23 protein-coding genes and 1 pseudogene are annotated in these 25,036 nt (G+C 59.7%); 4 read left to right on the top strand and 20 right to left on the bottom strand.

What is annotated here, in order from left to right; genetic code table 11:
* Positions 1–4 precede the first annotated feature (4 nt).
* From ACYVRU_RS05315 to ACYVRU_RS05290, 6 genes are all read right to left on the bottom strand, one after another.
* Complete coding sequence (locus ACYVRU_RS05315) at positions 5–1,177, bottom strand: acyl-CoA dehydrogenase family protein (protein WP_173111560.1); 1,173 nt, start codon at positions 1,175–1,177, stop codon at positions 5–7.
* A gap of 4 nt (positions 1,178–1,181) precedes the next feature.
* Positions 1,182–2,390, bottom strand: coding sequence for a CaiB/BaiF CoA transferase family protein (locus ACYVRU_RS05310; RefSeq protein WP_114538674.1), 1,209 nt, complete (start codon positions 2,388–2,390; stop codon positions 1,182–1,184).
* Between the two features lie 36 nt (positions 2,391–2,426).
* Positions 2,427–3,731, bottom strand: coding sequence for an MFS transporter (locus ACYVRU_RS05305; RefSeq protein ID WP_114538673.1), 1,305 nt, complete (start codon positions 3,729–3,731; stop codon positions 2,427–2,429).
* Positions 3,732–3,755: 24 nt separating this feature from the next.
* Positions 3,756–4,199 carry a hotdog family protein gene (locus ACYVRU_RS05300; protein WP_114538672.1) on the bottom strand — a complete coding sequence of 148 codons (444 nt, stop codon included), beginning with the start codon at positions 4,197–4,199 and terminating at the stop codon, positions 3,756–3,758.
* A 2-nt stretch (positions 4,200–4,201) separates the two neighbouring features.
* A complete protein-coding gene (locus tag ACYVRU_RS05295) occupies positions 4,202–4,747 on the bottom strand; it encodes a MaoC family dehydratase (RefSeq protein ID WP_181815484.1) in 546 nt (181 codons plus the stop codon).
* Positions 4,748–4,861: 114 nt separating this feature from the next.
* Positions 4,862–6,073 carry a CaiB/BaiF CoA transferase family protein gene (locus ACYVRU_RS05290; RefSeq protein WP_114538670.1) on the bottom strand — a complete coding sequence of 404 codons (1,212 nt, stop codon included), beginning with the start codon at positions 6,071–6,073 and terminating at the stop codon, positions 4,862–4,864.
* A 434-nt stretch (positions 6,074–6,507) separates the two neighbouring features.
* Between ACYVRU_RS05290 and ACYVRU_RS05285 the strand changes: the two genes are divergently transcribed.
* The 3 genes and pseudogenes from ACYVRU_RS05285 (at position 6,508) to ACYVRU_RS05275 (ending at position 8,950) form a co-directional block, all read left to right on the top strand.
* Positions 6,508–7,146, top strand: coding sequence for a hypothetical protein (locus ACYVRU_RS05285; protein WP_461185783.1), 639 nt, complete (start codon positions 6,508–6,510; stop codon positions 7,144–7,146).
* A 217-nt stretch (positions 7,147–7,363) separates the two neighbouring features.
* Positions 7,364–8,641: pseudogene (locus ACYVRU_RS05280) on the top strand (tetratricopeptide repeat protein); the annotation flags it as partial.
* 147 nt (positions 8,642–8,788) lie between these two features.
* On the top strand, positions 8,789–8,950 hold the full coding sequence (locus tag ACYVRU_RS05275; RefSeq protein ID WP_371317473.1) for a response regulator transcription factor: 162 nt from the start codon (positions 8,789–8,791) through the stop codon (positions 8,948–8,950).
* 6 nt (positions 8,951–8,956) lie between these two features.
* Here the strand turns inward: ACYVRU_RS05275 and ACYVRU_RS05270 are convergent, their stop codons facing one another.
* The 12 genes from ACYVRU_RS05270 to ACYVRU_RS05215 all read right to left on the bottom strand — a co-directional run bounded on the left by ACYVRU_RS05270 (position 8,957) and on the right by ACYVRU_RS05215 (position 21,509).
* A complete protein-coding gene (locus tag ACYVRU_RS05270) occupies positions 8,957–10,522 on the bottom strand; it encodes a class I adenylate-forming enzyme family protein (RefSeq protein ID WP_417190722.1) in 1,566 nt (521 codons plus the stop codon).
* Positions 10,504–11,808: an MFS transporter gene (locus ACYVRU_RS05265; RefSeq protein ID WP_227069950.1), complete on the bottom strand. Its 1,305-nt coding sequence runs from the start codon at positions 11,806–11,808 to the stop codon at positions 10,504–10,506. Before ACYVRU_RS05265 ends, ACYVRU_RS05270 begins: the two co-directional genes overlap by 19 nt.
* Before the next feature lie 35 nt (positions 11,809–11,843).
* Positions 11,844–12,140 carry a ferredoxin family protein gene (locus tag ACYVRU_RS05260; protein WP_114538832.1) on the bottom strand — a complete coding sequence of 99 codons (297 nt, stop codon included), beginning with the start codon at positions 12,138–12,140 and terminating at the stop codon, positions 11,844–11,846.
* On the bottom strand, positions 12,137–13,432 hold the full coding sequence (locus ACYVRU_RS05255) for an FAD-dependent oxidoreductase (RefSeq protein ID WP_114538666.1): 1,296 nt from the start codon (positions 13,430–13,432) through the stop codon (positions 12,137–12,139). The genes ACYVRU_RS05260 and ACYVRU_RS05255 overlap by 4 nt, the downstream gene beginning before the upstream one ends.
* A 168-nt stretch (positions 13,433–13,600) precedes the next feature.
* Positions 13,601–14,614 carry a DUF4097 family beta strand repeat-containing protein gene (locus ACYVRU_RS05250; RefSeq protein ID WP_114538665.1) on the bottom strand — a complete coding sequence of 338 codons (1,014 nt, stop codon included), beginning with the start codon at positions 14,612–14,614 and terminating at the stop codon, positions 13,601–13,603.
* The gene (locus tag ACYVRU_RS05245) at positions 14,611–15,411 is read right to left on the bottom strand and encodes a helix-turn-helix domain-containing protein (RefSeq protein WP_417303628.1); all 801 of its coding nucleotides are present in this window, start codon (positions 15,409–15,411) and stop codon (positions 14,611–14,613) included. Before ACYVRU_RS05245 ends, ACYVRU_RS05250 begins: the two co-directional genes overlap by 4 nt.
* Before the next feature lie 192 nt (positions 15,412–15,603).
* Positions 15,604–16,242, bottom strand: coding sequence for a helix-turn-helix domain-containing protein (locus ACYVRU_RS05240; RefSeq protein WP_114538663.1), 639 nt, complete (start codon positions 16,240–16,242; stop codon positions 15,604–15,606).
* Complete coding sequence (locus tag ACYVRU_RS05235) at positions 16,229–16,903, bottom strand: DUF3990 domain-containing protein (RefSeq protein ID WP_114548215.1); 675 nt, start codon at positions 16,901–16,903, stop codon at positions 16,229–16,231. Before ACYVRU_RS05235 ends, ACYVRU_RS05240 begins: the two co-directional genes overlap by 14 nt.
* A 105-nt stretch (positions 16,904–17,008) precedes the next feature.
* The gene (locus ACYVRU_RS05230) at positions 17,009–17,962 is read right to left on the bottom strand and encodes a helix-turn-helix domain-containing protein (RefSeq protein ID WP_461185782.1); all 954 of its coding nucleotides are present in this window, start codon (positions 17,960–17,962) and stop codon (positions 17,009–17,011) included.
* Between the two features lie 173 nt (positions 17,963–18,135).
* Positions 18,136–18,678, bottom strand: a complete 543-nt coding sequence (locus tag ACYVRU_RS05225; RefSeq protein WP_114548217.1) for an NYN domain-containing protein — start codon at positions 18,676–18,678, stop codon at positions 18,136–18,138.
* 15 nt (positions 18,679–18,693) lie between these two features.
* Positions 18,694–19,446, bottom strand: a complete 753-nt coding sequence (gene rlmB, locus ACYVRU_RS05220; RefSeq protein ID WP_114548218.1) for a 23S rRNA (guanosine(2251)-2'-O)-methyltransferase RlmB — start codon at positions 19,444–19,446, stop codon at positions 18,694–18,696.
* 374 nt (positions 19,447–19,820) lie between these two features.
* On the bottom strand, positions 19,821–21,509 hold the full coding sequence (locus tag ACYVRU_RS05215; RefSeq protein WP_237973929.1) for a helix-turn-helix transcriptional regulator: 1,689 nt from the start codon (positions 21,507–21,509) through the stop codon (positions 19,821–19,823).
* 282 nt (positions 21,510–21,791) lie between these two features.
* On the opposite strand from ACYVRU_RS05215, the gene ACYVRU_RS05210 reads away from it, so the two are divergent.
* Positions 21,792–23,561: an FAD-dependent oxidoreductase gene (locus ACYVRU_RS05210; RefSeq protein WP_114548220.1), complete on the top strand. Its 1,770-nt coding sequence runs from the start codon at positions 21,792–21,794 to the stop codon at positions 23,559–23,561.
* 98 nt (positions 23,562–23,659) lie between these two features.
* Here ACYVRU_RS05210 and ACYVRU_RS05205 read toward each other — a convergent pair whose 3' ends face one another.
* Both ACYVRU_RS05205 and ACYVRU_RS05200 read right to left on the bottom strand, forming a co-directional pair.
* Positions 23,660–24,172, bottom strand: coding sequence for a phasin family protein (locus ACYVRU_RS05205; protein ID WP_114548221.1), 513 nt, complete (start codon positions 24,170–24,172; stop codon positions 23,660–23,662).
* 140 nt (positions 24,173–24,312) lie between these two features.
* Complete coding sequence (locus ACYVRU_RS05200) at positions 24,313–24,927, bottom strand: helix-turn-helix transcriptional regulator (protein ID WP_237973930.1); 615 nt, start codon at positions 24,925–24,927, stop codon at positions 24,313–24,315.
* Between the last annotated feature and the right edge of the window lie 109 nt (positions 24,928–25,036).

Raw genomic sequence — 25,036 nt, 5'->3', positions numbered from 1 at the left:
CCTCCTAGATACCCAACGCGCGCGTGCCGCCGCCATATTGGCCAGCCTCGCGAAGCACGTCCTTGGCGATGGTCTTCGTGAGAATCTCGCTCGAACCGGCACCGATGCGGCCGACACGGGCATCGCGCCACAAACGCTGCATACGATGGTCGGTGCAATAGCCCAGACCGCCAAGGATCTGGATGCCATCGTCGCAAATCTGCCAATTGCCTTCAGTGCAGAGCAGCTTGCAAATATTCGCATCGATGCGGATAGACTTGCCCTGGTCGTACTCCCAAGCAGTACGGAACACCATATTGCGCATGCTCTCAAGAATGATCTTGTCGCGGCACACCTTTTCCTGAATGAGCTGGAACTTGCCAATAGGCTGACCGAACTGAATGCGTGAATTGGCGTAGGCGCAAAGATCGGCGAACGCCGTCTCGGCCTGACCGAGGTACATGGCCGCGCAAAGAAGGCGCTCTGCCTCGAAGTGCTTCATAAGCTGGACCCAGCCGCCATGCTCCTTGCCATACAGATACTTATCGGGAATGAAGCAATCCTCCAGGAACGTCTCGCAAGTAGGCTCAAGCCATTGCCCGATGGTCGGCAAATCCACAATAGTCATGCCCGGCGTCGGGTTGGGAATCGCAAACAGCGTAACCGCCTTGTAAGGATCATCAATCTCGGGATCCTTTGCGGTGATGATGTTGTAATCGGAACAGCTGGCATAAGTGTTGTAGATCTTATGCCCGTTGATGACATAACCTCCGTCGACCTTCTTGTAGGACGTCTTGATGCCGGCGGCATCCGAACCGGCTCCCGGCTCTGTATTGCCGAAAGAGTGACGCTTCTCGCCGCTCATAAGACCCTCGAGCATCTCCGTGCGAATTTCCGGACTCGCCTTATCGGCGGCATTCATGATAGACAGGGGGCTATAGGTGCATCCGGCCCAGGAGTAGCGATACACAATGGAAGTGACCAGACACATCGTCACCATATCTGCAGGAACGCCGCCCAGCTCCTCCGGAACGCCGATGGCTCCGAATCCCGCCTCATAGAACTTCTTATTCGCCTCTACAGGGAATATCTTCTGCTCATCGCATTCCTTAATAAGGCTTTCAGGATACTCTCGATCCATGAACTCCACCAAGTTCTCGGCCAACAGCTCCTGCTCTTCAGTGAACGAAAAATCCATGTAATTATTCCGCCTTTCCAATCTTTCCCTCGGCATACATTGCCTCGATCTCTTCGTTCGAGTATCCGAGCTCTTCCAGAATGTCCTCATTGTCTTGACCCAGTTTCGGAGCGCCACGCCAAATCTGGCCAGGATTGTTCTTCACGGGGGGCAGCACGGCCACGCCCTTCAGTGTCTGCTCGCTCGCCTCGTCGTACCACTCGACAAAGTCGTTGCGCGCGATCACATGGGGATTGCTCATGAGCATCTCGTAGTTGTTGATGGGCGCGCATGCGACGCCGATAGCCTTCAGCTGCGTCTCAACCTCATCAGGCGTGCGCTCAAGGCAGAACGCCTTGATAGCCCCATCGAGGCGATCTCCTTGCGGCGTACCATTCAACGTCGGACGACCCTCAATGAAGTGCTCCTCGTCGTCAAGGCCGAGCAACGCGGCAATGGCTTTTGCCGCCGGACGACCGGACACCTGAACGACGCAGTAGTTGCCGTCCTTGCACTCGAATACATCGATGCCGGCGTAGGTGGCCTCTTTGTTGCCCGTGCGCTTCAACTGCTCGCCCGTCGTTGTGTACATAAGGGGCCCATAGCCCTGCACTCTCAGGCAGGACTCGTATTGCGAGACGTCGATCACATCGCCCTCGCCCGTCTTCTGGGCATGGTAGACGCCCATGAGCGCCGCCCACATCGCATAGAGACCTGTAAGATAGTCGCAGATGCCGGGCTTGCTCACCAGAGGAGCCGACGGCTCTTTCTCGCCGTTCAACGCCATAAGGCCCGAAAACGCCTGACCGATCACGTCCATGCTGGGACGCGGCACGTAATCCGGATCACCGAAATGACCGTAACCGGAAACGTGAACAACCACCAACTTCGGGTTCAGCTCGAGCACATGTTCGTCGGTGTAGCCCCACTTGTCATACATGCCGGGCTTCGAGGACTCGATCCACACGTCAGCCCACTGAAGCAATTTGTCGAACACATCCTTTGACTCGGGAACGTTCATAGCGAGATTTCGCTTATTGCGGTTCTCCTGAGCGAATGAGATTGCAAAGCCACGCGTCATCTCGGGTGACTTGCAGTTCTCGACATGAATGACATCCGCTCCGTGCTCCGCCATCAGAGACGTCGCGTGGGGCTCTGCGGTCACTTGCCCACAGCTGAGAACCTTGAGACCATTGAGCAGGCCGAACTGAGGTACATCATTTGCTTTTGCCATTTTCTCTCCTTTAATTGAACGGATAGGCCAATGCTTCTAAGCAGCAACCGCCTCTGCAATCGCCTCAGCCTCTTTGTAGGGCTTATCGGCTGCCTCCAAATGCTTGCGCGCTTTGCTGCTCATACCGATGGCGGCAAGAATGACGACCACCGTGAAGCAGCAGCCAGCAATGGCCAGCGGCAAAACGAAAGAGCCCGTTGCCCCGTACAGCCCCGCCGCAAACACCGGAGCGATCATGGCCGCCACGGACACAGAGGCATTGCACCAACCGGTGATGGTGGCGGACTTGTTCACGCCGAACAGAGGCGTAGCCACAACAGCGCCGAAGTACAGGTTGACCATGCCCGCGTTATAGAAGAAGGCAATGATCATGCCGCCGATAAGACCCATCTGCGACGTCAAACTGAAGAGGAACATGTTGGCCGCGCCCACAACGCAATAGATAATGAGCGTCTTGCGAGCGCTGATAACATCGGACAGCACGCCGAACAACGGCACCAGAATCATCTGAGAAATACTCACTATCGACACGCAATAGGAGATCTGCACAACGTCCAGGCCCATAGAACCCAGCACGAGCGACTGGTTGCTGTAATAGATGGTGCAGGCGAACTGCATGAGGAAGGGGCACACCAGCACGGCCCACAGAAGCGGCTGGCGCAGCAGCTTCGAGATGGGCATAGCCGTCTCGTACACCTTCGAATCCGCCCCAATCGTCCGGGTCTTTTTGCCCTCCTTCTCCTTCAGCACAATTTGCTGCATGCCATATTTCTCGGGAGCATCGCACACGAACAGCAGACCCAGCACCACAATAATGCCTGCGAGAACGAATCCGGCGATCAGCGAGTAAGTCTGGTACCCGAACATCGAGCTAAGCACGCCGGTAACCGTGGCCATAATCGCGTTAATCAGGCCCGATACCAAAGTTCCCATAGAGGAGATGGTCCCGCGCCCAGAGGCAAACCAGTTGGTAACGTTAATCTGATGAGTCATCGCACCGCAGAACTTGTTGCCGATGCCAAACAAAAATGCCATGACGTAGACGAGCATGAGATTGGTGGAATACCCCATGGTCACCAGCAGCGCGCCCTGGAGAATTCCGCCAATGACATAGACGTACTTCGTCTTGAGCACCTTGAGCAGAGACCCAATGAAAAGCGATGCCACCAGAGAGCCGATGGCCGTAATGCTGAAGATGAGCGCACCTTCTGCCGCAGAGCACCCGACGGCGGCAACCATCGATGCCATCAAGATGATGATGATCGAGTAACACAGATGGGACACGCCCATGGTCACCATGCCCGCTATGGCGCAAAGCCACCCTTTTACTGTATTCGACATAGTTGAATCGTACCTTTCCCCTGATTACGATTGCTTTGCAGGCAAGGCGACCAACGCTTTGCCCCACATGTTTTTATCGGTGCCGTCGTCTTGCCAAATATCAAGCTCGACGACGTTCTTTCCGTTTTCCTCCCTTTTCTCCACAACGCGCGCACCGCAATGCAAGTCAACGCCCGGACAAGCGAATTTGCCCATGCGGAACGGCCCGATCTTGAGAATCTCGCCTTCAAGTCCAACCCACTCGCGCAAATGCCTCTCGCTGAGAGCCATGTAGTACCACGTGTTGGCGAACATGGCCGGCGCTCCCGTCCTCTGAGCCGCGGCATCATCATGATGCAACGGCACAAAGTCGCGATTCGCTGCGGCCTCCATCACAAGACGCTGCACTGTGAGAGGAAGGGCCAGTTCGGGAAGCTCATCCCCCACCTTGACCTCCTCAAAAGTCAGCTGCTCGTCCCACTTCGCCATAACTACTCACCCTCCTCAACAGGATTGCCCGACCAGGTCGTAACACGCTGAATGGCGACAGTCTCATCGTTCTGGTTGATAAACTCAATTTCCACAGTGAAGAAAGCGCCGTCGCCAACCTTAAGACGCTTTCGGGTCACGCTCACCAACCGCCCGACTTGGCGAAGAGTGTCCCCCGGATAGAGGGGACGCAGAAACTCTACTTCGGTGTCTGTCGCAAAGCCAAGCGAGTGCCGAGGAGTGGGAACGAGCATGGGCATTGCGAGGGGATACAGCGGCCCGACGCGACCCTCTTCCACCCCGGGCTCCCACCATGAGGCCGTACCCACCGCCATGGCCATGCCGGCAGGTGCCGGGATGGTCTTGTATCCCAGCCGCTGCGCCAACTCTTCGTCATAATAGAGAGGACAATCAGCTTCGATCACCTCATTCCATTGGCGAATCCATCCAAGGGTCGCCGCGTCTGCCCCGTAAATCACAGGCAGGGTCTCCCCGATGGTCTTCTCGGTTTCTTCCCATGTCTCCACACTTTCGGGAATCTCAATCATGCTTCCTCCTTTCAATACATCTATGAACAATTGCGCGTTTAGCATCTCCTTCCGAAAACGGGCACTAGCTTTGCGGTAGAACGACGCCCTGGGGGGCGCCTCGCATGCAACCTGCTAGTCGCGCACAATGACGCCCTCGGCGTATAGCTTTTCTATATCCGCAGAGGAGTAGCCCAACTCCTCCAAGATATCCTCGTTGTCCTGGCCCAAGCGGGGGGCGCCGCGCCAAACGTGGCCGGGCCTTCGCTCCACTCGGGGCACAATGCCCACTCCCCGCACCATCTGTCCCGAAGCGTCATCGAACCATTCGACGATGCTTTCCCGCTTCAGGCAGTGCGGATTGTCTCCCAGTTCCGAGTAGTCCATGATCTTGCAGCAGCCGATATTGACCTTGTTGAAGTCACGATCGACCTCGCTTGCCGTATGGGACAAACAGTAGTCCTCGATCGCTCTTTTCGACTTCTCATCCCGGGCCGTCCCAGCAACGATTGCGTCCTGCCGATCAAAATCGGGATCTCCCGTCAATCCCAAAAGCGCAAGCCCGTCGCTTTTCAAGGCAGAGGGATTCAGGGCGACGTACACATACCGGCCGTCCCTACACTCATAGACCCCGAGACCGCCCACATCTCCGTCAATATCCGGATTTCTGACCAGCTGATTGCCCTTGGTGAAATACTCGGCCGGATACTGAGCCGAAACGCGCAAGATCGCCTCGTACTGGGACAAGTCGATAACATCCCCCTCACCGGTCTCGCGGGCGCGCAGGAGAGCCGCCAGCGATGACCAGAGCGCAAAAAGCGCCGTAATGAAATCGCCGATGCCCGGGAAAACCGCCATGGGCTTCGTACCTCTAGGACTATTGATGTACATAAACCCGCTGAAGGCCTGGGCTATCGGGTCATAACTCGGGCGACGCACGTAGTCGGGCTCTCCCATCTCCCCATAGCCCGAGACATGCACAATAACGAGATCAGGGTTGAGCTCCAAAAGAAACTCGTCGTCGAATCCCCATTTCTTATAGGTTCCCCCCTTGGAGGACTCCAGCCAGATATCTGCCCATTGGATGAGATCAAGGAAGACACCCCGCCCCTCTTTCGATGGGATGTCAAGAGCAATGGTGCGCTTGCACCGTGCATCCTGCGCCCATTCCAAAGCGACGTTTTTCCGCATCCCCTCAGGGCTGCGCGCATTCTCAACCTGGACGACATCGGCCCCGTGCTCGGCCATCAGCGTGGCGGCATAGGGCTCGGCCGCCACCGTGCCCGTGCTAAGCACCTTCACACCGTGAAGGAGACCAAAATCGGGTATTTCCTCCGACTTAGCCATATCCGCCCCTTCGATCAAAGCCCTCGATACTTCGGCAGATGCGCTGCCGAGCGAATTCAACTCGCTGTTCGATCATAGGAATGGACGATCGTCGGGTCACCGCACAAATGAGGTATCGCTTGAGGTATTTGCGCTACTCCCCTAGGTTCTCGTGATATCATCACTAACCAAGCTGGTGGCTTGCACCGTCGCGCGAGGAGAGCACTTTGAGTGTTATCAACATAGGAGGTTGTCCTCCAACATCCCTTGAGTCAAAAAGCATCGTGCCGCGTCACAGACTGCTAAGCCTGCTAAACGAAGGAACGAAATACCCTCTCACGCTCTGCGTCGCATCGTCGGGGTGGGGAAAGGGAACGCTGCTGACAAGCTGGGCCAACCATACCGACAAGCACGTCTCGTGGCTCCAAGTCGACGAGTCCGACAACGAAGTGGCCATGTTCTACCAGAAGCTTGCCTCGTCTCTTTTGGCTATGCTGTCGAAGCAGGATTATCAATCAGACCCTCCCCCAGGCGCTTCGTCGCTTGACCTGGCCTGGACGCTTGAGCAGGTCTCCCATATAACTGGAGACCACGTCCTCATACTCAACGACTATCATCTCGTATCCAATCCCGAGGTGCATGAGGCTGTTATTGCCCTCATTCGATGGGCTCCCCCTTCATTGCACCTTATTATTTCGAGCGAATCTATGCCTCCGTTCCCCTTGTCTTCTTTTCGAGCCCATAGCCAGCTTTTCGAGATTTCAGCCCTAGACCTTGCTTTCACGCGAGGAGACTTGCGCCTCCTCCTCCGGGAGAATCTGATTGATCTCAAAGAGACATCCGTGGAGCGCCTCATGGATCTCACGGGCGGATGGCCAGCGGCGCTCCATCTGGCCCTTCTGCAAATAAAACGCATCGATCCGGAAGATCGCGACGACTTCGTCTCCAACATCGGCGCCCGCGATCGCCGCATCACAGAATGGCTCAATGACGCCATCTACGATACCTTGCCCTCACGCATTCGCACCTTTATGCTCGATACGTGCATTCTGAACGAATTTCCCCCCCCTGTGCGACACCGTACGCTCTACTGATGATTCTGGCGAATACATCGTTTGGCTTAAGGATCGTGGGCTGATCTCCCCCGTGGATGACCAGGGCACAACCTTCGCCTACCCAAAACTCCTGCGTGCTTTCCTCAGAGATCAGTTCAGTCGCACCAGCGACCTCGCCCACGAGAAGGACCTTTGGCAAAAAGCGGCCGCGTGGTATCAAAAGCGCGGAGAACTCCTCTTGGCAGCTGAGTACCATATGGCCTCGGGAGACACGACGGCCGGATGGCTTCTGCTCGATCGCTACCACTCCCATGCTCTTGAGAGCGCTCCGTCCATCAGCCCTCAAAAGACTCGCCTCACCTGGTATCGAGAATTCCTCAGTTGGCCGGATTCGGTCTTGGCACAGGAGCCGGATCTCTGCCTTTCGGCGGCATTCTCAAGCTATTATTCTAAGGACCTCGACCATATAGAGCGTCCGCTGCGCCTTGCCGAGCAGGCCTTTCTCGCCCGCGATGACAAACCGGCCCTTGGCAGAGCCCATGCCATACGAAGCTTGGTCTATCGCTATCGCGGATCAGCCGACCTGGCTATAGACGAGGGCAAGCATGCTCTCGACAATCTTCCGACCGACCTCAATTGGTTCAGAGGATCGGCCCTCTTGTCTCAGAGTTTTGGGTTTTACCTTAACGGGGATGCCGGCTCTTCCGCCCAATGTGCCGCCGAGGCACGGTCGGAATTCGTCAAGGCCCACGACAATCGCCACGCCGCCATTGCAGAGACCCAGCACATCGAGGTCCTACTCCTGCAAGGCTCGCTCATCGAGGCAGAGGAGCGCAGTCTGGCCCTTCTGGAGCTGCAAAGCAATGCCCTTGACGCCGAGCGGCGACTCGCCCGGGCAATTCTCGGATTCATAGCCTTTGAACGAAACCACCTGAACGAGGCGGAAGTCCATTTCAACACCGCGCTCTATCCGTCTCCGAACGCGCAAAAGGGCAAGTACTTGCCATTCGCCTATATCGGTTTGGCCGAAGTTGCAGCGGCGCGCAGCGACATCGACACGTCGCTCATGCTTCTCAACGAGGCCGAGCAATATGCCGCACCTCGCCCGGAGCGCAACTGGAGCGCCTACATCCAGGGGGTAAAAGCAAAGGTGCTTCTGGAGCAGGGAGACCACTCGGAAGCTGCAAAGGTTCTCTACCCGCAAGGATCGATCGTCGAAACCCCGTTCCAGGGAACCACAAGCTTTATGAGCTTCATAATAGCCCAACGAACACTGCTGGCATTCGCCCTTGAAGACGCAAACCGTCAAGACATCATGAACATGGCGAAGCGGCAGCTGGAGCGCAGCTTGGTGCTCTTCGATGCCAACAGTGCTGCGATATGGTGCCTAAGCGCACGGGCGCTTCTCGGCTGCATATATTTCAAGCTGGGACAGCGCGAGCAGGCACTCCGGTCTATCGAGTATAGTCTCGCCCTGGCCGAAAAGGAGCAGATTGTACGGAGCGTGATCGCTGCGGGCGACATCCTCAAACCGCTTCTCGAGCTTGCCGTCGCCCAAGACGTGCACCCCGCCTACGCCCAATCCCTCATTCATGCCCTTGAGTGCCGGCCCAAGCGCTCCAAAGCCGACACTGACGAAGCGTTGCCGGTTCTCAGCGAACGAGAAGTCGAAATACTCGAAATGATCGCGCGTGGCAGTACCACGGAGACCATCAGCCAGCAGCTGTATATTTCCGTTCACACGGTGAGAACGCACATCCGAAACACCCTTCAGAAATTGGATGCGCATTCGCGGGTTGAGGCCGTAGAGAACGCCCGCGAACGTGGAATCCTACCGCGCTAGGCGTGCTCAGCTTTCCGCCAAAGAGAAAAGCTCGTTCATCCGATCGGCGCCCACTTTCCCCGACTCGTCTCTCCCCAGATCGTCTACCAGGCCTATCTTCTGCGGCTTTTTGTAGCTCGCCAAGTGTCTTTTGCAAAAGTCCTGTATCGCTTTCGGCGACAGAGCGCTTCCCTTCATCGGTTGCACGATGGCGGCCACTGCCTCCCCCCATACCAGATCAGGAACACCTTTCACGACGCAGTCCTGCACTTCGGGGTGGCTCAGGATAACCGCCTGCACCTCGCTTGCGTAGACGTTCTCTCCTCCTGTTTTTATCACGTCCTTCACCCGAGCCTTAAAGTAGTACAGGCCCTGTTCGTCGCGGGCAAAGACATCGCCTGTCCTCAACCAGCCGTCTTGCAGTACTTCCCTCGTAAGGTCCGGCCGTTCGTAATACCCCTCCATCATGGCCGGCGTTCGCACCACGGCCTCGCCGCAATCGGAGGCTCCCCCCTTCTCATCGAGCAACATCATTTCTAAAGATCTCATCGGCACTCCCACCGAATGGATTTTTGGCGTGCCTGAAGCGTATTCCTCCCTCGACAATCGCATCGAAGTGCCGACGCCGCTCTCGCTTTGTCCCCAACCATAGTTGATCTCGCAGGCAGGAAACAGCTGGAATATCCCCTCCACTATGGAGGGGATCATGGCGCCGGCGGCGCTCTGCACAATACGCACCGAAGACAGGTCGCGAGCGCCGGGCGCGGCCTCGCGTGAGAGACGACAGTATACGCTGGGGGGCAGCAAGATGATATGGGTCACGGCGTATCGCTCGATTTTGCCGAGTATCTCCTCGGCATCGAACTTGGAGGCGACCACCACGGCAGCGCCAGCACTCAGACAGGAAAGCAGCCAGCTGTGCCCCCCATGATGCTCCATTGGCGCCTGAACAAGAGCAACGGGATGCTCGACATCCTCAAGCCCTATGGTCTCTAAGATATCGCGGATCTCGACGAGATCCGCTGCATGGGTACGAGCGGCGCCCTTGGGCGCTCCCGTGCTGCCCCCGGTAAATTGAATCCGGGATGGGCCGCCCTCTTGGAACACCTCGAAATCCTTGGCGGAATCCGACTGACCTCCCTGGCGCATGTCAGATAACGCATCGCGAATAAACTGGCTGCTGAGTATCTGCACCGCATGATCGAAGCCCTTGCGGGCATCAATGGCGACGCTTTGGTGTTCTGGCGCATAGATCAGAGCCTCAGCATCCGAAGCGTTGACCAAACAGCCTACCTCTTCGGATGTAAAACGATAATTGACGGGCACCGCAACGGCGCCCATGGCCTGAATGGCCAGATACAGCACGATGAGGTCAACGCCATTAGGCAGGAAATACGCAACTCGATCGCCCTTCCGTATACCGAAGTCCCATAACGAATGGACAACGTATTTCGACAAGCGCCACAGCTCTTGGTATGTCAGCACTTCAGCGCCGTCGATAATCGCAACATCGGTCGGCCCCGATTTCGTATGGCGCAAAAAGGGGTCTATGATGTTCTTGTCATCTTGCCTTACTATTTCAGTTCGCTGCATAGTTCATCCCTTTTATAAGGTTCGTCGAGTTTCTCCAAGTAATCTTGGCTTTTCTTGCTCAAGCAGAAGAACGCGATGGCGAATGCCGCCAGATAGCACAGACCGGCCACGGCCAAAGGAAGCACATAGGAGCCCGACCACTCATACATGGCAGCGGCCAGCGGGGGAGAAATGGCAGAGCCCGCCGAGGTGACCACCTGGGTCCACCCGATAAGCACTGGGCTTTTCTCCAGACCGAACAAGGGCGTAGTGACCACCGAGCCGAAATAGAGGCCTACCGTGCCCACGTTGTAGAAGAAGGCAAGAATCGCGCCTCCAACAAATCCTGTTTGGCACCAAAGAGGAAAGAGGAACATGTTTACGGCCCCGATGAGGCAATAGGTCAGCAATATTCTCTTCGGCCCAAAGCGATCGCTGAGAAAGCCGAATAGCGGGACCACGATCATCGACCCGATATAGACCACCGAAAGCATGATGGACGCTTGGGCCACATCAAACCCCATGCTGGCATAAATCGCCGCTTCGTTGGTGTAGAAGAATCGCTCGGCCATAAGCATCAGCATCGGGCAGAGGAGAAGCGCCCACACAAGCGGGATCCTCAGAAGACGCGAAGTGGGCATGGCGAATTCGTAAGACGCCGCAACCCTCTGCAGTCGCTCCCTTTTCCTCGTTTTCCCCATGACGAAATTGAAGTCGATCGGCTCCATGCCGTAATATGACGGCCCCCGGCAAATCATAAGCATCGTGACAACCGCCGTCAGCACGAGAAGCAGCATTGCCGCCGCCAAAGCAGCTTGTCTCAGCCCCAAGTGCATAACCGCAGCTCCAGCAACCGGACTTAGAAGAGTGTTCGAGAGCCCCGACACTACCGTGGCCATCGTGGCAACGGTACCTCTGCCCACCCGAAACCACTCCGTAGCCAACACCTGGTACGAGAGCGTACCATTGCACTTATTGGCCACGCCAAACAGAATGGACGCAGCTAGCACCCATTCAAGGGCAGGAGCGTAAGCTATCGCCAGAAACATTACCGCCGTACCGGCGGCACCGAAGAGATACACACCTTTAGGGTTGTGGTCCGCCACAATAGGCCCCAAGAACATACTCGCTACCATGCTGGCAATCGCTGACGTAGTAAAAATCAGAGACGCCTGCGCAAGCGAGCAGCCAAGCTGCTCCGCCAACAGGGGGAGAAACAGAATAACGAGCGTATAGGAAAAGTACGAGAGGGAGAGGTTTATCATGCCTCCCGAAACGCACAGCCAACCTTTAGTGGTGTTCCGCATGTTCACGTCGCCCCTTTTCTCCCCTAAAGAAAGACTTAACCGAAACGGTATTCCACTCCCATGGTGGGCTGAGGGTTCTCCCACCGAGCGATTATGGTGTCCCCACAGGCGATGCGACATGTGCCGCACTCGAGGCAACCCGCATAATCGAAGCTTGTCGTTCCGTCGGGCTCTCGCTTGTACAGGGCCGCCGGACACACCATGACAAGCTTGTCGAATTCCTCGTCAGAGGGATCCTCGACAAGCTCGATATGAGCGTTGGCCTCATCGACCTCGTATTTGTTTAACGCCAGATAGCCGTCAACGTTCACCGTAATTTGCTGCACACTCATAATGCCTTCATCGCTCCCATCGCATCGCGGGCCATATTGACAACTCCGATTTGCCCCAGCACCGGCTTCAGGTTCTTCTTCAGAGGCCGAACCGGCTCGCCATCAACCACGAACATGGTGTTCATAATGTCTCGAATCGCCTGCGGATACCCATCGAACATGCGATGGAAGCCTTCCATGAAAGAAGGCACCTTCGAGAACTGGCGCAAGTCCTGCATGACGAAGCAGTTCTCGAGGGCCGCCGTATAGCCCTGCAGCCCCTGCGCGGAAGTATCTCCGGCGCTTAACGCGCGCGCCGCCTCCCGGCCGGCGTGCATGCCAGCTGCAATGGCGAAATCCATGCCGCGAACCTGATATCCCAAATTGATGCACATCATGGCGCTCTCCCCCGCGAGAAGCACGCCATCTCCCACAAGAGGGGGCATGATGCTCAAGCCACCCTCAGGAACCATATGCCCCGAGTGCTCAACCACCTTGCCGCCGGCAATCAGAGGCGCGATCGCCGGATGCTGCTTGAAGTCCTCGAGCATCTGGTAAACCGGCGCTCGACCATGGTTCATCGTCGCTTCGATCCCTGCAACCAAGCCAATGGAGATGGACGACTTGTTCGTATAGGCAAAACCGCCTCCGAATGTCCCCTTTGTCGCATCTCCCGCGAACAGCCACGCTGCTCCCTCTTCATCTGAGCCCGAAAGCACTCGATCAGTGATAACAGAGGGAGGCAGCTCGATGGTCTGCTTGATGCCGACAGCAATCCCACTCGCGGGCGGCCGCGCGGCGCCAACCGCCTGCTTGGTAAGCAGAGAGTTCACTCCATCGCAAAGCAGAACAACATCAGCCGTAATTTCGTCCTCGCCCGCCTTCACGCCTATCACTTTGCCGGTTTCATCTTTCACAAGACTCTCGACAGCAATGCCGTAGATGGCCTCCGCTCCCGCTTCCTCCGCCTTCGACGCGAGCCACTGGTCGAAAGGCGCGCGCAGCACCGAATATGAATCGGAATTCGGGGCAAGCATCGCTTCCGATGAGAAATCGACGGTAAAACAGGCATCGGGCGCGAGCAAGGATATTTTCTCGTGGGTTATCTTGCGTTCTAAGGGAGCTTCCTGCTCAAAATCCGGGAACACCTTCGCCAAAGAGTGAGAATAGATGCGCCCTCCGGTCATATTCTTCGCCCCTGCATAGTTTCCGCGCTCGATAAGAAGCACAGACTTACCCGATCGGGCCAACTCGTATGCAGCGACAGAACCGGCACACCCAGCCCCCACGACAATGGCTTCAAAGTCAGCCATGCTACCGCCTTTCTTTATCATCCTCCAAATTTCTCTGCCAATGGATGATAGAAAGGCCCGACTATAAGCGCATCGCACAAATGCAGTACCCCATGAGGTATTTGCGCGCAGCAGGGGCGACCATCAGGTCGCCCCTTTTCTGTTGAAGGCTATGGGGTTGCACACCATTTACTCGACGCCGAGCACCTCCAAGTTGCCGCTTATAATGTCGAAGGAAAGGTCGCAGGGTTGGGAGGAGTCGCCCGCAGACTCGGCAAAGTCGTTCGTGAAGTTGCCCGAGGTCTTGTTGACGTTGGCCTTCAGTGCCGTGTCGGCGGGAAGCTCCAGGATGATATGACCCGAAGCGAGGGAGCCCGCAATGGTTTCTGGAGCAGGCGAGCACTGCCCAAGGCGAAACTCGCCTGACGCCTGATCGATGCGCAGCGTCTTGGCGACGGATCCTTCGTAAGCGACGTTACCACTTGCGAGGCTCAGCTCGAGGTCGGTCACCGACGTACGGCTAACCGAGACGGAACCCGAGGCGACATCGAGCTCCATCTTCCCGCACAGCACGGCATCCGCTCCGTCGATGCCGTACTCGCCTGAGGCTGCCTCAAGAACGAACCGCTCGAGAGACGCCGCCGATTCAGGGATAAGCAGCTCTACGTCCTTGCTGCCCCACGTGCCAAGCGAGCATCCCGACAGGCCACCGCTACCCTCCATGTAGTCGATGGAAAGCACGCCGTCGTTCGTGCTGCAGGCCATAACGGGTTGCGGGCCGCCGTGCATGGTCTCGTTCACGACAATTGCGCCGCCGGTCTCGCTATCGGGCACCACGCGTACGGAGCCCGACCCAGCGAGCCAGTTCAGATCGATGGCGTTTACCTCGCTGGCATCGATTTCGAAATGGCTGCCCTCGTTCGTCGCTGCGACGCCGCCCCGCACGCCACTGTGCAGCGTCGCATCCGCCACCTCACTCGCGGCATCGCCCGCATAGTCGGCCATCTCGCCGACCGCATCCCCCGCGTATCCGGCGATCTCGCCCATGGCGTTCCAGCCCACACAGCCCATCAAGCCACCGGGCGCAAACAGCGAGCCGCCTCCGGGAACGATGCCGCGACAGCCGCCGAAGAACCCGCAAACCCCCAGGCAAAGCAGCACGATGAGCGCGATCTTCACATAGGTACTCCGCTCCAGCCTCATCGGGCACCCCCTTCGGAGGAGGAATCGCTTTTCGCCGCGACATCCTGGCGTTCGGCCAACCAAGCTTGGTAAGACGGGTCGGCCTCCAAGGTGTTCACCACCCAATAGTAGAAGGGAATGGTGAGAAAGATGACCCAGGCCGGGTGCCACCAGCCGAAGCAGAAGCCGGCAAGCAGGAAGATGACCGCGCACAGAAGCGGGTAGGGAAACGACTGCAGCGGATCTTTCGGTTGGGGCGTCGGTGGCGGCGCAATGGGCACCGAAGACGCTGGCGGAATGGAACCCGGTGGGCAGGAGCCAGGAGGGCAGGCACCCGGGCTCTGCGGCGATGCCGGCGAACCGTGGGGAAGCACACCCGGGCCATAGCCCGCACTCGGTGGCCGATGGCCCGGCGCGCTCACCTCCACGACCACCTTGGGCGCTTCAGGCGCCTCGGCTGCCGTTGCGGCCGCCGCCTCGGCCCGCGCCGCAGCTGCCAGCGCCGCCTCAGCCGCGGCGGCGGCTTCGGTTTCCACCGACTCGGCGCGCTCCTGGGACTCAAAGCGCACATCGTCGGCCACCTCGGGGCTCACGCGCAAAAGCTCGTCTAAGGTCACTTCGTACAAGTCGGCCAGGGCAATGAGGTTGCCCATATCGGGTGCCGACTCGGCCCGCTCCCACTTGGAGACGGCCTGGCGCGACAGCCCCAGCTGCTCGGCCAGCCCCTCTTGGGAGAAGCCGCGCTCGCGGCGCAGCTCGGCAAGGCGTTGGGCGATTTCGACGTTCATCACGGTTCCCTTTCGCGTCTTGTTCGTCACATCTCGCCTTTCACCCTATGGTTTCAACCCTGGTTGCACTAGCACCTTATGTGGTCAATTTACCAGAAACGAGCAAAAAATCCCCGACAACCACCGGTTGCCCCACCCACGAACAGGGAATTTACGGAGCCTGCAACGAATCATCCGACCCATCTGCGCTCCCTTCGCAATGCAAGTCATCAACGCCATCGGTCACAACGGATACTCGAGCAGATCCTCAATGCGGCAACCCAGCGTTTGGGCGAGCCGATAGAGCGATACTCCCTGGCCGTGATTGATGTTCTTGCATCGCTGCTCATACTGCTGAATCGCCCTCAACGAGACGCCCGATTTCTCCGCCAACGCCACTTGAGAAAGACCCCTTTGCTCGCGCCACGATTTCAGAGGAGCGCCCCGCCGGGCCACACGCTCTTCGATCACTTCGACGAATTTCTGCTCGGCTGCTTCGTGAAGTGGCCAGTATAGCGCACGAATTTCCTCCATGGTCGTCACGCGTCCTATGGTCCGGAAAGGGCGCCCCGTTTCCCACTGCCAGTAAGCTAGAACCCAACCGCACCAATAGTCGGGACCTTCCCCATCGGCCGTCATATCGGCGAGGGGAATGCCGACATCTAACCCGGCCCGATAGCATACGTCAAGCACCAGCTCGATGCCCGACGAACCGCTCACATAGCGCGGAGCGCCGGCACCGAACGCATCGGCGACCCCCGTCGCTACGAACATTTCGAAGAACTGGCCGAGTCTCAGGCCGGCACGGTTGGCCGCGCAATCGAACGCCTCTCCCAGCACTTCCATGGCATCGAACAGATAGTCTTCGCTATAGGCCCGCAAGATCGGTCACCTCATCTCGCAAAAGGTCGCGCAGGTAAATGCCATCAATGCCCTCCCGGGCAGCCTCCTCGCGATAGAGCGCTCGCGCCTTTTCGTCGCGCTCTTTCCGCTTGGGGTAGTAAACAGCACTGGGAGCCACCGTGGCTTCAACGAATTCGATGGCTTCGAATGCTCTCGGGCTTTTAAGCACAATCTGCTGGCCTAAATCACCAAGACGCAGAGCGCGCGTCAGCTGCTCCAAAGAAATATCGTTGCGCAAAAAGGCGCGGGCAAAGGTAAAGTAGCTGTCATCGGCGCGGTGCCCCACGATGACGTCGAACGATTCCGCATCCAACAGGTAGTGGGCACGAAGAAACTCGCTGCCCGCTTGAGCCACCGGAGTGCGCAGATCGATTTTGCGATGCTCCAGCAACAACGCCAGCCAATGAAGCGTCGAATATTCCGGAGAGGAAAGCTCGAGAACCTTAAAGCCACGGCCGTCGAAGCGATACTCATTGGCATAGCCGTCGTAGCCTTCCTCTGAACAGGCCCACTCGCGCGCCAATTCAATATGCTCGGTGCAATAGAATCCGTGGCCATAGTCGTTATAGGACCTGCCACCGCCATAGAAGGGGTGAGCCACTATTTGAGGCGAACCGTGAAATAATGTCATAGGTTCCATAGTCTACCTATCTCTCCAGAGATACTTCCCAGAGTATAGCACGGATATCTCTGGAGAGATAGCTTGAGGCGCGCCAAAAAATTCCGCTTAGTGTACCGCAGGAGCCTAGATGGCGCTATTTTTGAAAGTGCCGCTCTTGCGGCCGTTCCACCATTTGGAGAGCTGAACGATGATGACCTCTACGAGCGGGATGGTGAGGAAGATGACCCAGGCGGGACCATGCCAATGGACATCAACGAAGGTCATCCAAAGAAACCAGGCGATCGACCCAATAGGATACAACGCGCACAGCATGGGAGCGATGCGGTGAGATGCGACTGCCGCGCCCACAATGTAATACACGGGAATGAGGAACAGCAGAAAGAGCGTCGGCCCCCAAATGCCGCTGAGCATACCGAAGGCGAGATAAGCCACGATCACCAAGGCCCAGAAGGGGAACTTCAGCCACTTCTTGGCTCGCTCGGCATCGAAGCCACCGGGCGATACCCCGAAGGGATTGTCGCGCGTGAAGATATGCTCTGCCGTCTCAGGATCCGTCGTGTTGACGCGCACCCCGTCCCAACCGACGTGCACCTCTTCGCCGTGGCGGTCGACCACGTGCACGCCCTCGGCCCAGGACACGTGCACATGGTCCTTGCCGTCGTCCACGTGAATGCCACCGGGCCCGAAGTGCACCTTGCCGCGGCCCTCCTTTTCGAAGTCAACGCCCTCGGCTGTCTCGGCATCACATGCATCGCCAACGCCACCACCCTCTGGCGAAGCCGTCTCTTCCGAAGCTTCCGCGACGACAACCCTGCTCGCGCCACGCGCTTCCGCGCGGTCGGCGGCCCCGAAGGCCACGTCGTCTTCGATGGATTCGTCCACGTACAGAAGCTCATCCAGCGACACGCCGTAGAGCTTCGCCAGGGCAATGAGGTTGTCGGTGTCGGGCGACGACTCGGAGCGCTCCCACTTGGAAACGGCCTGGCGCGACACGCCCAGCTTCTCCGCCAGGGCCTCCTGCGACAGTCCCGCAAGCCTCCGGCGCGCGGCCAAGCGCTCGGCAATTTCGACATTCATGGTGTGCTGCCTTTCTTCTGCGATTGCCTCTCAAAAACGCCTTGGAGCCTACCGAAAACCTCTTTGCCACGGAACCAATTCGCGTTGTCATTTTCCGCAATTATTGGTTGCGGAAGCGCTGAACTGGGACAATACCCCAGCAGTCACCACACGCACGGCAGCATTCGCGCTCGCTAGCGGCCGTCCCGCAGTGCCTTCAGGCGCGCTAGGGTGTCGGCGGGAATGCGCTCGGCGACGGTGTTCTTGCGCGCCACCTTCGGGGCGTCATCCAAACGCGCATCTTCGTAGTACTCGCCCATCTCATGGGAGAAGCCGTCGGCGCTCATGCGATCGACGCCGCCGCCGAACACCGTGTCCTGGATGGCGGCGTCGCTCGTGACCACCATGGTCTCCACGCCGCGCTTGCCCGCGTCATAGGCCAGCTTCTCAATCACCTTGTCAGCCGACTGGCCCGCCGGCGAGAAGATCACCTGGACGCCGCCGATCTTCGTGCGACTGCCCTGGGACAACTCGTTGTCGGCGGCGTCGAAGACGACGATGGCGCCCATGTCGCGCCCGGCATAGTTCACCACGTCGTTGATAAGCCGGTCGCGGGCGGCGTTGAAGAAATCGTCGGTGTAGTCCTCATCGGCCCGCGGCTGCCACCGATACCGGCTGCCCGACCGCAGCACGTTGTACCCGTCAACGATGAGGAGCTTTTTCCGCTGCTTGGCCATGACGCGATCTGCGGCCTATTCCCAGTTCTGGCGCAGCCACTCGTACATGCAGGCGGTGGAAGCCTGGGCCACGTTCAACGAGGAAATCTCCCCCACCTGGGGCAGCTTCACGCCGAAATCGCAGTTCTCCAGCACAAGGCGCGACACGCCTTCGCCCTCGTTGCCCATCACGAGCGCGATCTTGCCCTTGAGGTTCGACTGCCAGATGAGATCGGAAGCGTGCTCGGTGGCGGCGGCCACCCAGAAGCCCTCGTCTTTCAGCCGCTCGATGGTGCTCACGAGGTTCGCCACTTGGGTGACGGGAATGTGAGAAATAGCCCCGGCCGAGCTTTTGTAGGTGGCGGCGGTCACGCGGGCGGCGCGCTTGTTGGGAATGACGATGCCGGAAGCGCCCACGCACTCGGCCGAACGGGCGATGGCCCCCAAGTTGCCGGCATCGGTGATGTGGTCGAGCACCACAATGAGCGCGCGGCCATCGTGCTCCTCAGCCGACTGCTTCGCCGCGTCCAGGATCGTCGTCACGTTCACATAGTCGAACGGGGCGGCCTCGGCCATGACCCCCTGGTGGCTACCGCGCTCGGAAATCTCGTCGAGCTTCTTCTTCGACACCTTCTTAATAGGCACGTCCAGGTTCTTCGCCTTGCGCTGGATGTCGCGCACCAGGCTATCGCCCTGGCTCAGGTTGTCGGCCATGAGGATGTACTTCAGCGGCACGTGGGTGCGCAGCGCCTCGATAACCGGACGCTTGCCTTCAATGAAATCAGCCATGGAATCGCTTTCGTCGGTTGGTCGGTTGGTCGGTTGGTCGGTTGGTCGGTTGGTTGGTTGGCTGTTGCGACACCGCACCCTGGCGAAAGTACCTGCCAAGCCGCCGTGCCGCAACAGCCTAGGTTTTCGTAGTTGCCCAGTGTACCATGGCCACCCGCGCCCCTTGCCGCCCGCTCCGCCAACCTCGCCAAAGCGTCATGAGAGCCAAGATCTGTCAGTTTGGGCAAAACGAGGCGCTTCTCGTAGTTTGCGGTACGTTTTTCTCAGTCATAGCCAGTATTTCCGCAGGTCGTGAGAACCGCTATCGAGAATCGGACTTTCCGAACCTACGAGAAGCGCCTCGTTTTGCCCATTTCGCGGTTCCTCTTTGCTCCTTACATCACGCCCGAGCCGAACAGAACCAGGTCGATGAGCTCCTGCTTGCTGTGGATGTTCAGCTTCTCGTAGATGTGACGCACGTGGGTGCGGGTGGTGTTGTAGGACACCGTGAGCTCCTCGGAGATGTACTTGGCGCTGCGACCCAGGGCCATGAGCGCGAGGATCTCGGCCTCGCGGGGCGTGAGTCCGTAGTCGGCTGCGAGGGCCTGGCAGTAGGCGGCGATGTCAGCCGGCACGCCCTCGTCGGCCTCGGCCGCTTCTCCCCCCTCGGCGGCTCCGTCGCCCACGGCCGCCGGAACCATCGGGGGAGCCTCCTTCGCATCGCCATGGCCCCCGGCGGGGGCGCGCCCTTCCTCGCCATCGGCGGCCGGCCCGTCGCCCCGAATGCCGTCCGCGCCTGCCGCTGCCGGAACCACCGACCGCACGGGCGCGGCATTGCGGGCGGGCGCGGCATTGCGGGCAGGCGCGGCACCTCCCCGGCGGTCCGCCCCCGCCTCCCGCCGCGCAGAGCCCATATCCAAGGCCCGACCCTCCTGGCGCGTGTTGCCGCGCAGCAGCTGGTTGCCCACGCACAGCAGGTACAGCGCCAGCAGCGCCACAGCCACGGCCACGGAATTCACCGACAAGTCGAGGGTGGACACCCGGGCGATAATCTGGGCGACGCACATGGCCTCGAACATGAGCCCCACGGCCAGGCCGCGCACCGCGTACAGCGAGTCGCGGATATCGTAGGCGAAAATGGCGATGACGAGCACCCACATATTGCTCTCCCATAGCGCGTCCGGCGAGTGCGACGGAATGCCGGCGCTGCCCATGAGCAGCCCCACCCCCAAGGCCGGCCCATAGCACAGAAGCAGCGTGACCGCCGCCGTCGCCTTCGCCCCCAGCCCCGCGCACCGGCTGGCGAAAGACCGCAGCAGAGCGCAGCAGCACAGGATGAGGGCCACAGCCAGCACCTCGAAGAGCACCATGTAGTTCAGCCCCGAGGCCAGCACGTCCGACTCGCGCCCCGACAGGTACACCACAAGGCTGCACCCGATGGCGAAGGCGGCGGCCACGGCCACCAGCACCTCCAGCGACTGGGCCCGCTCCCCCGCCACCGAATCATCGCCGTCGCCCTTGTCGCTGCGCACGATGCACACGAGCGCCACCAGCGGCAACGCCAACAGAAACCCCTGGCTCACCACCTCCGACAACGAGCTGACGCAGCGGAACAGGAAGTAGCACGCCACGGCCACCAGAAGAGCGGGGTCAAGGTAGAACGAGGCGCCGTCAGGCCGATCGGGGCGTATGGTGGACGACCAGATCACGACGATCCACCCGCAGGCGAACCCGAGCAGCGCCCCCGAGGCATAGAAGAAGCCCACCCCCACCACGGGCAACGCCGACACGAGGGCGATCACGGCGCCGAGGGCCGCCACCACGCTGACCGCCGGCACGCCGAAGCTCGTCTCCACAATCAGGCGCCCGCGCAACAAGGGGCCTGCGAAGCCGTGGGCGAGGATGATGGCGACGATGACCGTGAGGAAGAACACCGCAAGCTCCCAGGGCGTGCGGTCGATGCCCACATAATAGAGCGCGCGGATGACCATGTGCGACGTGAAGAAGTACAGCACGCCGATACCCACGTCGAACACCGTGGGGCGGCCGAGCAGCCCCGTGCACCCCGCCTCTCGCTTCCCCATGGCTCGGCCCTCCTTGCCCGCGCGCCTTTTCCTCCAACGTCTCAGTATAGGGGAGGGCGGCCGCCGTCCATCACTCCTTTCGAGTGAGATGGGCGCCCGCGCCGGGGCGATCGGCCGAATTTCGCCCAAAGCGAGTGACGCGCCCGCTGCCCGGCAGCCGTAAGGTGACTTTGCGCCCCGCCCCGTATCCATCGTTCGCACGGCGGGACGCGCGGCCGGCTTTGCCGCAGCGCAATGAGGCCGGACGCCATCGTAAGGGGACGACACAAGGAGGGAATCCCAATGACGAACACGAACATGGATCGACGCAGCTTCCTGAAGGGCGCGGGCGTGGCCGGCGCCGCCGCTGTGGCCGCGGGCACCATCGGCCTTGCCGGCTGCGCGCCCAAGGAGCCCGGCGCGCTGTCCGGCACCGGCGGCGACGGCGAGCTCATCTTGGATGCTGAGAAATTCACGAACGCGAAGTGGAACTTCGAGATTCCGCCCGCGCCCATCGACGAGAGCGAGATCACCGAGACCGTCGATTGCGAGATCCTCGTCATCGGCGCCGGCGTGGGCGGCCTTGTGACCGCCACCTCGGCCGTCGAGGAAGGGGCCGACGTGGTGCTCATCGCCTCCAGCTCGGGGCCGGTCTCCCGCGGCGGCTCGAACGCCGCGTTCAACACGCGGCTGACTCACGAGCTGAGCATGGACTACACCCGCGAGGAGATCGAACCCATCTTCCAGGACATCTTCGCCGCCAACAGCTTCCGCCTGGATCAGGAGAAATGGTGGCTCGTTTACGATGAGTCCGGCAACGCCATGAACTGGCTCATGGACAAGGTGGAGCCCTATGGCATCACCGCCGTCATTGAGAACAACCAACAGGACGGCGGCACGAACTGGTGGGACGGTGGCCCGCTGAAGACCCTGAACGTGTCCCACTCCTTCGTGGCCGAGGGCGCCCAAGCGGCCGGCGCCTCCCAGCAGATCGTCGTGGAGGCCTTGGCCGAGGAGATCCAGAAGGGCGGCGGCCGTATCTTCTACAACACCACCGCCGTGCAGCTGGACCGCGAGGGCGACAACACCGGCCGCGTCACCGGATGCGTGGCCAAGGCCGACGGCAAGTACACCCGCTACAACGCCTCGAAGGGCGTCGTGCTGGCCACCGGCGACTTCTCCCAGGACAAGGACATGGTGGCGAAGTACTGTCCCATCGCGCTGCCCTTCGGCAACGGCGGCGTGTACGACGGCAGCGGCCTGAAGCTGGCCCTGTGGATCGGCGCGGCCTGGCAGAAGTACACCCCCAACGCCCCGATGCTCGCCACCATGGGCGACGAGGTGCTGCCCTGCCGCTGGTGGGCCGAAGGCGCGCTGACCACCTTCCCCGGCCTGCTCGTGAACAACAAGGGCGTGCGCTATTCCAATGAGAACTGCACCTACGGCTACATGCCCTACCCCCAGCGCGTGCAGCCCGACGGATGCGCCTTCCTCATTTGGGACGCCGACTGGGTAGAGGCCTCGGCCCCCTGGCAGGGTGATCGCATCGGAGGGGCGCCCCGCGATACCCAGGAGGTGAAGGACGCCATCGAGATGCTGTTCGATCCCAACACCGACTGGACCACCACCGACGAGTACGCCGGCTTCGACGCCACCATGGCCGAGACGGCCGTGAAGGCCGACACCTTGGAAGAACTGGCCGACGACCTGGGGCTTCCCCGCGATGCCTTCCTCGCTCAGGTGGAGCGCTACAACGGCTACTGCGAGACCGGGCTCGACGACGAGTTCCACAAGGACAAGCGCTTCCTTCTGCCCGTGAAGCAGCCACCGTTCTACGGCATTCGCAACGAGCCCTACACCTTGTGCATCACCGGCGGCTTGAACACCGACATCCAGATGCACGTGTGCGACGCGAACAACGACCCCATTCCGGGCCTTTACGGCGTGGGCACCGTGGTCGGCGACATGTACGGCGACGTGTACGACTACCACGTGCCGGGCATCAACTTGGGTGGCGCCTGTACCACCTTCGGCTACCTGCTCGGCAAGAACCTGCACAACGGCACCTGGTAGAAGGCGCTCTACAGCCCTCCCTATGAAAGGAACCCGCGACATGCGGGTTCCTTTTTCTGTTCCTAAATGAAGAGCTGCGGGGCAAGATTTCCTGCCAGCTATTCCGCTTTCGCATCGCGGGCGGCGATTTCGGCGGCCTTCTTGGCGAACTCGGCGCGCTGCTCGGGGGTCATCATGGCCATCTGCGCTTCCAGCACGTCGTGCTTCAGCGCTGTGGCGAAATCAGCGGAATCCTGCTTGGCGTTTTCGGCCGCCTTCTTGGCCGCATCCGCCGCCATCTCAGCTTGCGAGCGCGCCATGGACACGGCAGCCTCGGTCTGCTCGTGAGCCAACTCCGCGGCCGTCTTGGCCTGATCGTTCAAATGGCTGGCGGCCGCCTGAGCCTCACGGGCCGCCTCGCCGACCGCGGTCTGGGCCTGCTGGCCCACGCGCTCGGCGGTGGCCTGAGCCTGTTTCAGCACCTCGGAGTTGATGGCCTTGCCCTGCTCCACGGTGATCTCGCCCTTGGCGATAAGCTGCTCCACCAGTTCCTGGGTTTTCTCCGCACCAAGCGCCATGGCGCCCACGCCGGCCAGGAACACATCTTTCAATCCATCGGCAATCGTCGTCATTTCGAAGCCTCCGTTCTCGTTGAGTTAGCTTCTCCATCATAGGCGGCAACACACTCCGAATATGTCGACGGGACAGCACTGTTACTGCCCCGTCAAAGGTTGATTGATTTGGTTATATTTGCCAAATCGCTCTGCGCTCCCTACCCCAGGAAAATGCGACAGAGCACCACTGCTACAACAAAGCCGGCAATCGCGCTCACAATGCCCTTGACCCAACCCATCATCACGGGGTGGCGCCGCGCGAAGGCCGCACCGTCGCGCGGGGGCTCTTCGCCGCGGGAATAGGCGAGAATGTCGCGGTAGGTTACCAAGTCGTACTTTCTCTTCATGTGCTCCACGATGCCCAGAAGCACGAGACCTGCGATCCACAGGGCGACGAACAGCACAATACCCAGCACTTCACCCTCGGAAAAGCCTGATGCCAACGATGAAGGGCCGGAAGGAAACGCCATCCCTGCAATGACACACGCGATGCCCACACCTACGAGCACCCATGCCGTCATCGCCAGACGACTCATGGTCTTCCACTCGTTCTCGATTGTCTTCTCCATAGTTGCCACGTCTCCTTTCACGAGTTCGTCGATGGACGTACCGAAAAGATCGCTCATGAGAAGCAAGCTCTGTACATCGGGGTACGTACGGTCGGTCTCCCAGTTGGAAATGGTCTGGCGCGACACGAAAATGCGATCCGCCAGTTCCTCCTGCGACAAGCCCAGTCGCGCCCGATGCTCCTTCAGCCGTTCTCTCAGCTCCACGGTTCCGTCCTCTCGCAATCAGCATGGCATGATGCGCCGAAGCGTACCACCAAAAAGCTTCGACAAGCCGCCTCTGCAATGGAAAACCCCTGCCAAAAGTCTTTGGCAG

It is taken from the genome of Adlercreutzia sp. CNCM I-6216, assembly GCF_977113345.1.
The sequence above is the reverse complement of the archived record's forward strand: the minus strand, read 5'-3'. Positions and strand labels throughout refer to the sequence as shown.